This is a genomic window from Neobacillus sp. NRS-1170 (genome assembly GCF_050468025.1).
This window is the reverse complement of the sequence record NZ_JBITPF010000048.1, coordinates 1-13,691: the sequence shown is the minus strand read 5'-3', so window position 1 is coordinate 13,691 and position 13,691 is coordinate 1. Positions and strand designations below refer to the sequence as shown.

At 37.7% G+C, this 13,691-nt stretch carries 13 protein-coding genes, 11 tRNA genes and 1 rRNA gene; 2 read left to right on the top strand and 23 right to left on the bottom strand.

The window, feature by feature from the left end; all coding sequences use genetic code 11:
* Positions 1-7: 7 nt before the first annotated feature.
* Entirely contained in the window at positions 8-1,249 is a 1,242-nt protein-coding gene (locus tag ACIFOT_RS20270; protein WP_430067130.1) for an esterase/lipase family protein, read from the bottom strand.
* A gap of 282 nt (positions 1,250-1,531) precedes the next feature.
* Between ACIFOT_RS20270 and ACIFOT_RS20265 the strand changes: the two genes are divergently transcribed.
* Complete coding sequence (locus tag ACIFOT_RS20265; RefSeq protein ID WP_430067129.1) at positions 1,532-1,858, top strand: TM2 domain-containing protein; 327 nt, start codon at positions 1,532-1,534, stop codon at positions 1,856-1,858.
* Between the two features lie 456 nt (positions 1,859-2,314).
* Here the strand turns inward: ACIFOT_RS20265 and ACIFOT_RS20260 are convergent, their stop codons facing one another.
* Positions 2,315-2,605 (bottom strand): hypothetical protein, encoded by a 291-nt coding sequence (locus tag ACIFOT_RS20260; RefSeq protein ID WP_430067128.1) that lies wholly within the window; start codon positions 2,603-2,605, stop codon positions 2,315-2,317.
* A 349-nt stretch (positions 2,606-2,954) separates the two neighbouring features.
* Here ACIFOT_RS20260 and ACIFOT_RS20255 point away from each other — a divergent pair, with 349 nt between their 5' ends.
* Positions 2,955-3,092, top strand: a complete 138-nt coding sequence (locus ACIFOT_RS20255; RefSeq protein ID WP_430067127.1) for a hypothetical protein — start codon at positions 2,955-2,957, stop codon at positions 3,090-3,092.
* Between the two features lie 396 nt (positions 3,093-3,488).
* Here ACIFOT_RS20255 and ACIFOT_RS20250 read toward each other — a convergent pair.
* From ACIFOT_RS20250 to rrf, 21 genes are all read right to left on the bottom strand, one after another.
* A protein-coding gene (locus ACIFOT_RS20250) for an IS3 family transposase (protein WP_430067126.1) occupies positions 3,489-4,651 on the bottom strand; the annotation gives its coding sequence in 2 pieces (ribosomal slippage) (positions 3,489-4,372 and positions 4,372-4,651; 1,164 coding nt in all).
* 229 nt (positions 4,652-4,880) lie between these two features.
* Entirely contained in the window at positions 4,881-5,159 is a 279-nt protein-coding gene (locus tag ACIFOT_RS20245; protein WP_430067125.1) for a DUF438 domain-containing protein, read from the bottom strand.
* Between the two features lie 220 nt (positions 5,160-5,379).
* Entirely contained in the window at positions 5,380-5,940 is a 561-nt protein-coding gene (locus tag ACIFOT_RS20240; RefSeq protein WP_430067124.1) for a lipopolysaccharide kinase InaA family protein, read from the bottom strand.
* Positions 5,941-5,982: 42 nt separating this feature from the next.
* Entirely contained in the window at positions 5,983-6,900 is a 918-nt protein-coding gene (locus tag ACIFOT_RS20235) for an NAD-dependent epimerase/dehydratase family protein (RefSeq protein ID WP_430067123.1), read from the bottom strand.
* An 88-nt stretch (positions 6,901-6,988) separates the two neighbouring features.
* The gene (locus ACIFOT_RS20230; protein ID WP_430067122.1) at positions 6,989-8,056 is read right to left on the bottom strand and encodes a phosphotransferase; all 1,068 of its coding nucleotides are present in this window, start codon (positions 8,054-8,056) and stop codon (positions 6,989-6,991) included.
* 32 nt (positions 8,057-8,088) lie between these two features.
* Positions 8,089-9,267, bottom strand: coding sequence for an ATP-grasp domain-containing protein (locus tag ACIFOT_RS20225; protein WP_430067121.1), 1,179 nt, complete (start codon positions 9,265-9,267; stop codon positions 8,089-8,091).
* Positions 9,268-9,278: 11 nt separating this feature from the next.
* Positions 9,279-10,577, bottom strand: a complete 1,299-nt coding sequence (locus ACIFOT_RS20220) for a glycosyltransferase family 4 protein (RefSeq protein ID WP_430067120.1) — start codon at positions 10,575-10,577, stop codon at positions 9,279-9,281.
* A complete protein-coding gene (locus ACIFOT_RS20215; protein ID WP_430067119.1) occupies positions 10,574-11,230 on the bottom strand; it encodes a PIG-L deacetylase family protein in 657 nt (218 codons plus the stop codon). Before ACIFOT_RS20215 ends, ACIFOT_RS20220 begins: the two co-directional genes overlap by 4 nt.
* A 213-nt stretch (positions 11,231-11,443) precedes the next feature.
* A complete protein-coding gene (locus tag ACIFOT_RS20210; protein ID WP_430067118.1) occupies positions 11,444-11,794 on the bottom strand; it encodes a YkgJ family cysteine cluster protein in 351 nt (116 codons plus the stop codon).
* A gap of 516 nt (positions 11,795-12,310) precedes the next feature.
* A tRNA-Leu gene (locus tag ACIFOT_RS20205) sits at positions 12,311-12,392 on the bottom strand.
* Between the two features lie 22 nt (positions 12,393-12,414).
* A tRNA-Trp gene (locus ACIFOT_RS20200) sits at positions 12,415-12,485 on the bottom strand.
* Positions 12,486-12,488: 3 nt separating this feature from the next.
* Positions 12,489-12,573: transfer RNA gene (locus ACIFOT_RS20195), tRNA-Tyr, on the bottom strand.
* Positions 12,574-12,591: 18 nt separating this feature from the next.
* Positions 12,592-12,684, bottom strand: a tRNA-Ser gene (locus ACIFOT_RS20190).
* Between the two features lie 16 nt (positions 12,685-12,700).
* A tRNA-Met gene (locus ACIFOT_RS20185) sits at positions 12,701-12,777 on the bottom strand.
* Positions 12,778-12,794: 17 nt separating this feature from the next.
* Positions 12,795-12,870, bottom strand: a tRNA-Ala gene (locus ACIFOT_RS20180).
* 22 nt (positions 12,871-12,892) lie between these two features.
* Positions 12,893-12,969 (bottom strand) — tRNA-Pro (locus tag ACIFOT_RS20175).
* Positions 12,970-13,030: 61 nt separating this feature from the next.
* Positions 13,031-13,119: transfer RNA gene (locus tag ACIFOT_RS20170), tRNA-Leu, on the bottom strand.
* A 5-nt stretch (positions 13,120-13,124) separates the two neighbouring features.
* A tRNA-Gly gene (locus ACIFOT_RS20165) sits at positions 13,125-13,199 on the bottom strand.
* 35 nt (positions 13,200-13,234) lie between these two features.
* A tRNA-Leu gene (locus ACIFOT_RS20160) sits at positions 13,235-13,319 on the bottom strand.
* Between the two features lie 5 nt (positions 13,320-13,324).
* Positions 13,325-13,400: transfer RNA gene (locus ACIFOT_RS20155), tRNA-Thr, on the bottom strand.
* Positions 13,401-13,568: 168 nt separating this feature from the next.
* A 5S ribosomal RNA gene (gene rrf, locus ACIFOT_RS20150) occupies positions 13,569-13,685 on the bottom strand.
* Positions 13,686-13,691 lie beyond the last annotated feature (6 nt).

The following is a 13,691-nucleotide window of genomic DNA, read 5'->3' as shown; positions in this document are numbered from 1 at the left end:
AATTAACTCATTTTGGAAGTCCATGGAGTTGATTGGCGATATTTAAATAGAAGTCATTAATTTGTCTAATTCCAATAACATGAGCTTCACTTAATCCAACAAAATCGAAGTGATCCCATGTGTATTGGACGGGATAGTAGTTCCATTCTCCTTTTTGAATCGTGCCGTCAAATGATTTATTTGCCTGTCCGAATGGATATTTGGAAGATTTCACGTTAACAATACCATCGTTTTGCCACCAAGATTTGTCAATCACTGGTGCAGGGTTTGTTCTTGTATAAGAGCCAATGAACAGACTTGAATCCCATAACAGAGGAGTCATGGTTGGCAGCGGATAATAATGACCAGTCAAAAGTCCTTTATAGGAGGCGTCCCCAGTATATGAAAAATAGTATACATCTTTATTGGTTTTCACCCAGTTGTTAAGTTCAGCAGCTCCGACAGTGTTTAAATCATACGAACTTATATCTTTACTAGTCCAGATTGAGCTATTCATGACACGATCCATATAAGTAAGGAAGGATTCTTCTGGTTTTCGTTTCAATCCCCATTGGTCCATCTTGAAATCATAAACGATATTTTCGCCACCAGCTCCTGTTACAGCAGCATAATCAGTAACCATATTTTTAACAAGCGTTTTTACTGTTTCTGCATCAGCATACGTAGAACCATTATTCGGTGTAGCCAGCGTGGTAACACTATGAACCCAATGCTTTCCCCCTTCAAAAAGTGGAGAAATTCCTTCCTCAGGGTGCGCCTTATAATATTCTTGTTCAGACTGGCTTCCATTTTCCAATAGCTCTGTCAGCATTCTGATAGTTTGTCCACCCATACTATGTCCAACAAGGTGAATCTTATTTTTACCATTCCATTCGCTATAGAAGCCAGGAAAAGTCTGTCCATATCTTGCGTGTCCAAACTCTTTTGCATGGGCAGCCCCATAGTCAACCGTTCCACCTGTAATATAGTAATAAAGTTCCACCGCCCTATCCCAGTTACTAGAAATTGGTCCAACCTCGGCAGTATACGTTTTGTGTCCGCTGTTATTCAAATATTGTTCAAGGTCATTCATGCCTCCCCAATATTTGAAGCCAAACAATTCATCTCGTCCCCATCCTGTTAGCCCATGTACCAATACAATTGGATAATCATTACCGGAAGATTCAGATGTTGAAGACGATTCAGCACTTGCTGAGAAAGCTGGCATGAGCAAGCTGCAAAAGAATAGTGATGATAAGACATACCGCATTTTTGATACCCCCTTTAATAAATATTTACAATTTTCTGAATTACATTTTTATTTTAAAAGAAAACAAATAAAAAAGGACCCTACATTTGTAGGAATCCTCTTGTACTATAAATTTCTATTCATTTTATTAATTCCGTTTTTCAGGACCAAATCGAATTTATTACGGATAAAAATACCTATTTTTACTATTATCTACTAGTGTAGCATTCTGTAATATCAGATCTGATTGTTCTTGTGAGAAATTCAATGGATTAAAATTTAACTCATAGGAGTTGGCATAAATTGAATAACCTATTGATGAAAAATGATTTATCGGCAGAACAACTTGCAATGGTTAATAGTGAAATGAGCAAAAAACAAAAATCAAAGGGAATTGCTTATGCTCTTTGGTTCTTCTTAGGTACTTTTGCTGGACACCGTTTTTATTCAGGTGATATCGGACGAGCGATACTAATGCTATTATTTGGATGGGCAACATTATTTATTTGGAACTTTGTTGATGTATTCTTTATCGGAAAAAGAATTGAACAAAAAAATGAACAACTTGAGACCGATATAATTATGACTGTTAAAGCTTTATCAAACAACAAAAACGCAGCTAATACCTGATATTAAACAAAATATTATGTTAATAGAGTAGTTCCTAATAAGGAAATGCCCTTTTTGTATCGGATCTAATTCGTTTTTTCACTCGGTATTATTTATCAGGGCCAAAAGCGGCACTTTTATAAAAAATAAAAAGACTTTCAACAATTACGCTGAAAGTCTTGATTCATTTACATTTTTGATACCGATGGTCGGGGTCGAACCGACACTCCTCACGGAACACGATTTTGAGTCAAGACTCTTCGCTTCCAAGCCACCAGTACAATAATATCAACAGTTCATTAAGTTTTAAGTAAAATCGTAGCATACGATTATTCACTATTATGCAGCTTATTATCTGAATAGTCAAGCGTTAATGACTTGTTTATTGAACCTAGCCTGTTGGATCTGCTTGTAATTCTTGATAAGCTCGGCTTCATATTTCCTTGCATCATCCTCATTATCAAATTCAGCCACAATTTAATATTGCAGCTTCCCCTCTTCCATTAACTTTTTATGTTCTTGATTTCTTCTGTTTGTATACCTTCTGCATCGATACCAAACTCCACTACCGACATATACAACTTCATCATCATGCCGATGCTCGTAAACTATAAACTTGTCAGTCTTTCTAAGTTCGTTTTGATTGAGATTGTACTTCTTAGTGAGTTGTTGAATTTTTTGAAAAGTAGTTCCATAAATGTTTGCAATATCTTGGTTGGTCATTTTGTCTAGTAAATGCTGCTTAAGTTCTTTTTTATTTGGTAGCATTCTTATCACCTCATTCATACTTCTATCTGCTCTATCTCATTTGTAAACCAAAGTTGAAATAAAATTTGGATTTTATGCCCAAAAAACGAACTAACAGATGGTAAACCTACATTAGAAGTTATTTACAGGGGAGGAAATATTTCGAAGATAAGAGTCGTTAAATGTCAGAATGATTTGTTTTGGTATAATTACATGATCGGAGAAGAGTTTGAGGTAGTTCGAGCTGTTAACAATCCTAATAATGAAGGTCAAGCATACGAAGTCTTGTTCGATGGCTTTCCATCATACATAGAATACGATGATGCTGAGGTTGTCTTTGAAGAGTTCAAGCAATAAGGAGATGTTCTGAATGACTGCTGAACAATTGTTTGAAATGGTTAAAACGATGGATAATGAGCAGCGATTGAGGTTTCTTCTGATAATGCATAATGAGTACTTTTGCAAAGGCGAACCAATCAGAGAAGAGGATATTGATTGGGGTGATTGAGGTTTATTTAATTTCTTATTTAATTTTTGATTAACCAAATTAAATAAACTCGACACTTATTGAAAACTTTATTTAACTTTTTATTTAATTTATTATTTATGACCGTTATAACTATAATATCAGTCATAACAGTGTTCCTACGAAGCTCTAAGTTGAAACAATTTAGGGCTTTATGGTGGTTTATATTATTAAAGCTACGTTAAATGCGTTGTATGTAAAAAATAAAATTTTTATTTTATTTTTTATATTGGAGCAAAATTATGTTGAGGTGAAAGAATACGTTATTCTTTTTTCAAAAACGGTAGACAGAGATTATTAAAAATACTAATGATAAATAAAAAGCTCCCAATCTTAATTGAACTGACCTATTAAATTGAGACAATGAAAAAGCACCGTTTATGCTGCCTGTTCCCTAAACTCAATAGGGGACAGGTAGTTTAATTTTGCCTGAAGTCGTGTTTGATTATAATGATTGATGAATTTTTCAACTCTTTCGATTACAATAGAATTTGTAAGAAACTCTCTTCCTTGAGAGTAGAATTCTTCCAACTTTATGGTGGAGTGGAAGGATTCAATCACGGCATTATCCAAGCAATTGCCTTTCCGGGACATGCTTGTGGTAATGCCTTTTTCTTTTGCTATTCTTTGAAATGAGTGGGACGTATATTGAGATCCCTGATCGCTATGAAGTATTAAGCCATTCAATTCACGACCTTCTACAGCGTCTTTTAAAGTATTTATTACTAAGGAAACATCTTGGTTGGTACTAATTTGATATGCGATAATCTCATTATTATATAAATCCATGATTGTGCTTAGATACAACATAGATTGTCCGAACGGAAGGTAAGTAATATCAGTTACCCATTTTTCATTTGGTCTAGAGGCTTTAAAATTCCTATTCAAATGGTTAGGTACGACTACCTTCATTTCGCCAGATATATTATTATTACGTTTTGGCTTTACCCGGCATTGCAGGTTATTTTTTTGCATGATCCGTTGTACTGTATTACGATTGACCTTCGTCTTATAATCGCGTAATAGCCAGGCTCTGACTGTCCTATGGCCAATTAGAAATTTATAACGTTTACAAATTTCAATAATTTGTTTTTCGAGTTCAGTTTTAACCTTTTGCCCCCATTTCCTCCACCTATAGAAAGTAGATCTAGGTATATCTAAGCAATGACATAGTAAAGTTACACAATATTTATCTTTTAATTTTTCAACTAAGGCGACTACAGCTCCTGGAACCAACTCCTCTCGATTTCTTGGTACTTTTTTAAAATCTCTATTTGTGCCTTTAAATGCTCATTTTCTCTCTTTAATTGTTCATTTTCAGATAATCCTTCAGAACCTTTCCCATAAGAGTATTGTTTACCTATCCCTTGTGCTAAACGATATTGTTGCCCTTCACGATACCACTGCATCCACCGTTTAACCTGAGTAACATTGGTTATTCCGAATTTATCCATAATTTCACGGTTTGAATACTCACCACTCAATTTCATCTTAATAACGGCCATTTTAACTTCTTCTGAGTAAGCATTTTTCTTTCCCATAAGAAAACACCTCCTGAGTCACGTATTATTTAAATACGATTCAGGGGGTGCTTTTTCCTTTGTCTTATTTAACTAGGTCTCTTCATAATTTCAAGGGAGCTCTTTTATAATATTATTGGGATCAGGAAAATAATGATAAAATCTTAGTCAACGTATTTCCCTGCGAAACCCCTTAAATCGACATGAAGTCACAGACGATTATTTTCAATTAAGGCATTTCTAACACCATTTATACCGCCGCCTCCTCGACCGACCAATTAAAAATTTCAGTGTGAGCTGCATATAATCGATGGACGTCTGCGATTGAAATTCCATCGTCTGTGAGAAATTCATGCGGAAGCTGGCAAATTTCATCAAGGGTCACTTTTCCAAATAAAGCATTAAAATGCGCTTTTACTTCTTCTACATTTCTTCCGTTATGAAGACCCTTAAATATTTCTTTTAATATGATAATACGTTCTGTGTTTTGTTCGCTTTGTTGTTCACGGTTATTTATCATTTCACTCATAAGTATACTCCTTCGCGGTGGAAAGCTTAAATATAGCGATAATTTATCATCTTCCAACAACTTTGTTTATGATGAAAATCATTCAAATGAATGAATTTATTAATAACCTGTGAACATTTCAATAATTGCAACCTAATAACTACTATAAAAACTCTCAAATTTCTTTTGCCTTGGAATTTATTTGACTATGGCGTATAAGGTCATTAATCAGCTTACCGATTCATTCCTTCCATTTTTTGTATAGGGAAGGGCGGAGCTTTTTCACATGCTTCAAAAATGTTTCCAAAAATCCTAGTTTACCTAAATCTTTTAATAATCTTGAAGGCACTTCCGTTTTCCTGTTAAATGCCCTCTTTAGGTCAATTACTTTAATTTCCCCATGATCATTCAATAAAATATGACGAATCTGTGTATCACGTCTCGTAAAACTGATTCTTTTAAATTCATCCAACATGAATAATATTTTTATTACGAGTGCTTCAGAAATCTTTTTCTCTTTTTTTAGGAATTCTTTAAGGGAAGTGCCGTTGACATACTCAATCACAATATAATTTGTACCATATTCAAAGAGTTTTGGAATAACTGAAGAGGATTTCCCCATCTGATAGGCAAATAATTCTTCTTTTTGCGTTTTTTCATTCACAAAAATTTTGACGCATTTGTCAGTTGAAACCTGATAGACTGAACCATCATTCCCCTTCCCTATCATTTTGTAACCCTTTAAAGCCTTTGTGGAAATTCTCCCGTTATTTTTATTAACGAGTTCCTTAAATTCTTTCAAAAACATTCACCTCCCCAGTGATTTGATGGTATGCTTTGCAAATTACAAAGCGGTTTTATAATAATTGAAGGTTTCCCTTAATCCGGTCTGTATGTCAATGGATGGCTTCCAGTTTAAAAGATTTGCCGCTTTGGTATTATCCAAACAACTATTTCGAATATCACCATTTCGTTCGGGCATTGAAATAGGTGGAATATTACACGAAGAAATTTCTGAAATCATTTGATATAGTTCATTTATGCTTGTTTTTGTATTACTGCCGATATTAAAGGTTTCATTTGTTCCATAATCAATGGATAGGACATTGGCTAAGGAAACATCTTTTACATAAATGAAATCTCTAGTCTGTTCTCCGTCTCCAAATATAAAGGGCGCTTCACCCTTAAGAACCTTATTGAAAAATGTCGAGATGACTCCACCTTCCCCTTTTGGAGTTTGACGGGGACCATAAACATTAGCATATCTAAGAATGGTGTAGGGAATTTGATAAAGGTTGTTAAAAGTCTGAATGTATAATTCTGAAGTGTATTTTGAAATACCGTAAAAGGAGAGGGGCTTAGGGCGGAAGTTCTCCTTTACACTGCAGTTATTCTGTTCACCGTAAACGGCACAGGAGGATGAAAAAATTAATTTCTTTATGTTGAACTTATGGCAGCAGGTAAGTAATCGAATAGTGCCGAGGATATTTGAGCTGGCATCTTCGAAAGGATTGTCGATTGACCGGGTAACATCTACTTGAGCAGCAAGATGAATCACAATCTCGGGTTTCTCTTTTTCAAAGATCGGTTCTAGTTCCGAGGAGGTAATATCCACATTATAAAAACGGGCTTGGAGAGGTACAGTATCGCGATTACCCGATTGTAAATAATCCACTACCAACACTTCGTATCCCAATTCGATTAATAACTGTGTAACATGAGATCCGATGAATCCTGCTCCCCCTGTCACTAGTACCTTCATCAGATTTCACCACTCACTTTACTAATTTCCATGCATGTACGTTCATACTCTTTCATGGATACACTCCTTTAGCTTATTTTTGCACTACTTAAAGTAAACCTAGTTCTTTTCCCCAAACGACGACCTTCTCTAAATACCGTTTTAATAATGCACTCTTTTGGCCATCAAGCGACCTTCGTAAATGATTGGCCAGTTTTTTTTCTAAAGTCCTTTGTAAATATGCCTTCTTTAAGAGCTTCAATGGCTCCTCTTGAAAGATTATTCCATGTTTTTTCATTTCCTGTACATATACTTGCACGCAACGATTTCGAATTTCTTCTTCTCTTTTTTGCCAATCCGAGCGGAAATCAACTAACAATTCAACAAGAACCACCAAGTCATACCAGCATGGTCCGTATTTTATTGACTCCCAATCGATTAATCGAAGGTCCCAATCTTCCGAGTCACATCCGTTTTTAATGCAAATATTGTGGACATGGAGATCGCCGTGGATAAGACATTGTCCGGTTTCAAATATTTCTGGAAAAAAAACTGGTCCCTTATTTAAAATTTTTTGGATAGCACGATACTTGGGTTTGACCAATTCTTTTAAATTTTTATCCTTCATTGCCAGATCAAGATACTCCCTTGTTTTTTCAATCAATTCCACATTCTTTTTTGACTTTTGATCTGAATCAAAATGAGGAAGAGAGGAGCCGAAGAGGTGTGAATGCTTCTGGAATCGTTTTTCAAAAGTTTTTGCATGAAATTCAGCCACAAGAGGGATGATTCTCTCTAAATGCTGCGGTGCCAGTTTAATTTGTCCCCTTAGAGGTTGTATAAATTCCGTAAACATCCAAATTTCTTTATTATTAACATTTTCAAGCCAGTACAACTTCGGCATAATTTCATTGAATACATGAAAAGCCTTTGAGTACATTTCAATTTCCAATATATGTTTATCTTTTAACGGTTTTTTGAATATTTTTAGAACAATCGGTATGCTCTCTCGGCCATCCGTCATAACGAGCTTCCAAATGCTAGTTTTTTCCCGCGAATTTTTTAAGTTTTCAATTTGATCTTTTGCCAGTTTAACGGGTTTACCCAGTGCCTTTGATAACTCTTTATCCCAGCCGAAACGGGGCCACTGGCTAATAATTTCATCTTTACTGTTCATTGGAAAAATATGCTCCTTTACTTTTGTATCAGCTAACTTCTCCTCCACAGGTTTCGCAAGTGAGAAACAAAGCTCCGAATAAACGGGAGTGGATCATCCCAAGCAAATAAAGCCTCTACCTTTTTGCCTGAAAGGCTTTTTAACCATGCAGGAAATGTCATCTCGCCATTTTTTCGTTTTTGACGGAAGGATAGAAAATCCCGGACTAGATACACCCACTTGATCCCCTCTTTTTGCCTCGTTACAGGCTTTGGGTTCTGGCCTGTAAGTGATAAATAGTACAAGTAGGCCAAATTCACACCGCAAGCTATGGATAATGCCTGAGTTAAGCCTATTCTCGGATTAATTTCAATAAATTTTAACTGTCCGTCTCTTGGGTCCCTTTTAAACTCCGTAATCGCCAAACCTTTAAATTGGATTTTTTGGAGAAATGATAAGGCCATTTGAATAACTTCCTCATCTCGGATGCTTAAGGCGAGTGCAGAGGAGCCGAAGCGAGGGGGAAACTGGTGCAATTTTTGATTCATCCAGACACCGATTAAGTTCATTTTGTCATCAAAAAACGTCTTAACAGAATAAATGCAATTCTCATGACCTGGAATGTCTTCCTGTATGAGGAGCTCACCGAAAGGACGATAAAAATGGTACTCATTCCTGAGCTGGGCCGCTTGCTCAACGACGATTGCTTTTTTATACAAACGGTGGTCAATTCGAGTGCGAAAATGGGAAGAAAAAACAGGCTTTAATATACACGGAAAAGTAATTTGATTAATAATTTGCTCAAGATGCTTTTCATCTTGAATGGCGAAGGTTTTTGGGCATGAAACGTTCGAATTGACAGCAAGATCATAGGTTAAGCGTTTGTCAAGAACCGCTTTCACAAGATCGTGCTCAGGTAATAAAAATTGATAATAATTTGCTAAGATGTATCTGTTTTTTGAAATAAAGTAAACATAGTCATCCGAGCCGGCAAATAGGACTGCTTTTTTTCGATATTTTCCAGCAGTTTGAATTAAAAATTCGAGTAAAGCACTTTCCTCATCAACAGGATTTGGACATATACCACAACTGGCATGACGTGTTTTACCAATTTCATATTTTCCCTTGGTATCGTAGGCATTTACTTGGATGCCTTCTTTAGCTAAACTTCGAACAATTCCAATTCCCGTTGCACTCAAATCCAGTACAACAACAGGAGTGTCATGGCTCATTAGATCAACTCCTAATTTAAAGATTGGTAGATTTCCACTATTTCCTTTACCATGCTGTCAACGGTCAGATGCTCATTTGCATAGGATTTAGCCTGGCTGGCTAGTTTGATCCGTAAAGATTTATTACGTAATAGCAGCAATAATTTTTCGGCAAGCTGCTCCGTGCTGCCAGGCTGAGCTATAAGCCCTGTACGGTTTTCTTGGATGATTTCCGGGATGCCCCCGATATTTGTTGTTAGTATGGCTTGCCCAGCAAGCATTGCCTCAATAATCGAGATAGGCAGCGTGTCGCTTGTGGTTGGCAGGACAAAAATATCAGATTGGCTTAACAATTGTGGAATGTCATTTCGCCTTCCTAAAAAGAAGACATTTTTAAGGTTCAGCTTTTTTACCTGCTTCTCAAGAATCTCTCGCATCTCTCCATCCCCGACAATCCTTACCTCTACATTTTTCAATTCATCTTTGATGAGAGCTAGTGCGTCGAATAAATACTTATGTCCTTTCCGCGGACGGAGGCGGGAGACACAGGTTATAATCGTCTTTTCATGTCCATTTTGATCACTTTCTGCCTTAAAATCGATTCCTGTGTAAACCGTTGTCATCCTGTTGTCATCAGCACCTAATTTTTTAAGCAGCGGCCGAAAGGCTTCACAGAGGTTAATTACATGGTTTGCATTTTTAACCGCTTGTTTATCAATGGTTGAATAATATGCTTCTTCAATTGAACCTTTTTTAAGTAATTTAAATTTTAGTTTGTTGTGGGTCATGAATCCATGCGGGGTAAAAAGAAGCGGAATTTCATAGGATTTATTCACTATTCCCGTGACATTACATGTAAACCGATCCTGGGCATGAATGAGATCATATTGATGTAAATCCAAAGCCTCCATCATTATCTTATAAAGTGAAAGATTGCATAAATTATTTAAAATATTTTTATTGACGGAGCCATATCGATCGAGAAGATACTGGGTAAAATACTTGGAAATTTTGGAGTGCAATTTTCTCTTAACTTTTTTAGGAAAATGGTTTGGTGCAAAGACGTCTACGTGGTGCCCCAATTTTTCCAATCCCGCTTTAAGTGCTGCAATATATTTTTGCAGTCCGCCAACAGCGGGATAATCCCAAAAGGTCGTGATTAAAATTCGAAGCTTTTTGTTGTATTTTAGACGCTTAGGTGCGTTTCCTTTGTATATCCTTGTTTTTTCATTTTTCCAAACAGGTAAGCCATAATATTGATCCATGGCTGTTAGCAGATAAGAAAACTGGGATGGGAGTGAACTCAAATCATCAATTTGCATATCCATCATTTCCAAACCCTCCTAATGATTTCGAACGCTTCTGCATATTCAACACCGACGGTCATTCCCCTTACACGAGCTAAATATTTGATGCCTTCATAGGAACGTGGATGAGGAAAAGGCCTCATTTCAACATCATAATGCTGCAGCGCCTTGATTTTATCGTCGATTGTGTCTGTTACATCTACAAAGTAATTGGGCTTAAAATCTTTGTCAGTCGTATGCTGGCTCCATTCACTCGAAGACACGGTTTCAAAACAGATTATTTCAATCGGTTTTTTTCCAGGCAGGGGCCTGGCTGCCGTCAACACGGCTTGAAACAAAATTTGATGGTCACGATTTATGTCGCCATAATGATGAGTGAAAATAATCGATGGGTCATACTTGCTCAATAATGCTTCAATCGATTTATTGATTTCTTTAAGCGGAATGGTTTCCAATAATAGATTTGGGAGCTCCAAAAAAATTACCTCTTCCACCCTTATTTGTTTATTTGCCTTTAATATGAACTGATTGATGTGATGCTCCTCTTCCTTTCGTCCTTTGGCGGCAATGACGGAAATGACCTTATATCCGTTATTAACCAGTTTCATTATGGTTCCGGCGCTGCCAAGAATTTCATCGTCAGGATGAGCTGCAATCACAAGCACATTCTTACTCATTAAACACCTCAACTCCTAAAAAATACTCTTTTGAAAGTATATGAAAAATAATGATTTGGGAAACGGACAAACGTTTATGAAATGACAAGAAAAGGTGCCCTTAGAAAGGACAAAAAACCACCTTGATGGAAGGTGATTTCTCGTTTTTCTTTCCAAAAGAATAAGTTCACATTACGATTACTTATTTTTTGCAATTGAGGGCTGCACTTTTTTTTACTTACTAAAATCTTTCCAAGTAAAATCAACACTTAGCATTCCAACAAACTCTTCAGCCTGGGGTTCCGGATCATTTGTTGCTGCTGCCGGATTTTGGAAACAAACTAAATTTTTATAATAGCCAAATTTCCGACAGGTATCAGGCCTTGCTGAATGAATCCCGCATCTATCTTTATCTAAGTCGTAGAAAATACAAGTTCCATAAAATCTTTTCTGATTTTGAAGCTCTAATCGGAAACGAGGCGGAATGGATTTAATCTTCGTTTTGATTTTCTTTAATTCCTTTGCAGTTACTGGTACGGGACCGCAGCATAGCCCTTTGCATCCTGAGCATGGAAGGCTATCCATAATAGATCCCCCTTTTCTTTCATTTTATCTATTTAATAATCTCATAAAATTAAGATCACCCAACTTTTCTAAAATCCCCACTTTTGATAAAATGGGACCATTTCCGGTCGGCAATATAATTCAAAGTGCTTCACTTCTTGGAGTAACGGGTATTGTAAAATAGTATTTATTCTTTATAGACATAGTCTGTTATTACTCTTGCAAAACCGATTAGCTCAACTTTCTCCTGCCCATATATCAGTCCAAATTTTATCTATTTTATTCTTAATTTCACCTGTAATCATGTTGGATCTCCTCATGCTTTTTAAAAGCTTCAATATCTGATGGTCTTGTCCTGATTAATTTCAATTCATCTTCTGTTAATGACCTCTTTCTTGCCATCAAAATTCCTCCCAATGCATCTGATTTAACGCATACGATTTTGGCTTATTTCAATCGTGTTAGAGGAATAAAAAAAGACCTCCAACATGAACTGTTGAAAGTCTTGATTTATAAGGATTCTCACCTTATTTTTGATACCGATGGTCGGGGTCGAACCGACACTCCTCACGGAACACGATTTTGAGTCGTGCGCGTCTGCCAATTCCGCCACATCGGCAAAGTGATAATAATAAAAATAACAGGGGCAGTAGGAATCGAACCCACACTGAAGGTTTTGGAGACCTTAGTTCTACCTTTAAACTATGCCCCTAAATGGTGGAGGGGGACGGATTCGAACCGCCGAACCCCGAGGGAGCGGATTTACAGTCCGCCGCGTTTAGCCACTTCGCTACCCCTCCAAAAAGGATAAATAAATATGGCGGAGGAAGAGGGATTCGAACCCCCGCGCGGTTTAACCCGCCTGTCGGTTTTCAAGACCGATCCCTTCAGCCGGACTTGGGTATTCCTCCGTAATAAAAAACTATTTGGTAGCGGCGGAGGGGATCGAACCCCCGACCTTACGGGTATGAACCGTACGCTCTAGCCAGCTGAGCTACACCGCCAAATATATTATTGAAATTGGTGGAGCTTAGCGGGATCGAACCGCTGACCTCCTGCGTGCAAAGCAGGCGCTCTCCCAGCTGAGCTAAAGCCCCATGAATTTTGTAAAACTTCGACTGGTCGGGAAGACAGGATTCGAACCTGCGACCCCTTGGTCCCAAACCAAGTGCTCTACCAAGCTGAGCTACTTCCCGAATAATGAAAGTTATTTTACTAACGTAAAATAATTTGTTTAATTTACTTCGTAAAAAAACTTGGTGCCGAGGACCGGAATCGAACCGGTACGGTAGTCACCTACCGCAGGATTTTAAGTCCTGTGCGTCTGCCAGTTCCGCCACCCCGGCAAAAATGGAGCGGAAGACGGGATTCGAACCCGCGACCCCCACCTTGGCAAGGTGGTGTTCTACCACTGAACTACTTCCGCATTATGATTAGTTATTTTGCTTTCGCAAAAAACATTGGTGCGGGTGAAGGGAGTCGAACCCCCACGCCTTGCGGCGCCAGATCCTAAGTCTGGTGCGTCTGCCAATTCCGCCACACCCGCATAAATGGTGCCGGCTAGAGGACTTGAACCCCCAACCTACTGATTACAAGTCAGTTGCTCTACCAATTGAGCTAAACCGGCATAATTTAAAAAGAATATTAATATCGAGCACGCTGGCTAGTTATCGTCATCCCAACCTTAGAGTGCATATTCAAGTAGCAGCTCGGTTGGTATGCTGATGTCTATTCAGGAAGCTTATTCGGTCGTGCTCTACCAATTGAGCTAAACCGGCATAAAATAAAGTAAACAGCCTGGCAACGTCCTACTCTCACAGGGGCGCGTGCCCCAACTACCATCGGCGCTGAGAAGCTTAACTTCCGTGTTCGGTATGGGAACGGGTGTGACCTTCTCGCCATTATTACCAGACTATTT

Coding starts and splice junctions, on each gene's coding strand:
- ACIFOT_RS20270 (WP_430067130.1), bottom strand. CDS start 1,249: ATGCGGTATGTCTTATCATCACTATTCTTTTGCAGCTTGCTCATGCCA.
- ACIFOT_RS20260 (WP_430067128.1), bottom strand. CDS start 2,605: ATGCTACCAAATAAAAAAGAACTTAAGCAGCATTTACTAGACAAAATG.
- ACIFOT_RS20255 (WP_430067127.1), top strand. CDS start 2,955: ATGACTGCTGAACAATTGTTTGAAATGGTTAAAACGATGGATAATGAG.
- ACIFOT_RS20245 (WP_430067125.1), bottom strand. CDS start 5,159: ATGAGTGAAATGATAAATAACCGTGAACAACAAAGCGAACAAAACACA.
- ACIFOT_RS20235 (WP_430067123.1), bottom strand. CDS start 6,900: ATGAAGGTACTAGTGACAGGGGGAGCAGGATTCATCGGATCTCATGTT.
- ACIFOT_RS20230 (WP_430067122.1), bottom strand. CDS start 8,056: ATGAACAGTAAAGATGAAATTATTAGCCAGTGGCCCCGTTTCGGCTGG.
- ACIFOT_RS20225 (WP_430067121.1), bottom strand. CDS start 9,267: ATGAGCCATGACACTCCTGTTGTTGTACTGGATTTGAGTGCAACGGGA.
- ACIFOT_RS20220 (WP_430067120.1), bottom strand. CDS start 10,577: ATGATGGATATGCAAATTGATGATTTGAGTTCACTCCCATCCCAGTTT.
- ACIFOT_RS20215 (WP_430067119.1), bottom strand. CDS start 11,230: ATGAGTAAGAATGTGCTTGTGATTGCAGCTCATCCTGACGATGAAATT.
- ACIFOT_RS20210 (WP_430067118.1), bottom strand. CDS start 11,794: ATGGATAGCCTTCCATGCTCAGGATGCAAAGGGCTATGCTGCGGTCCC.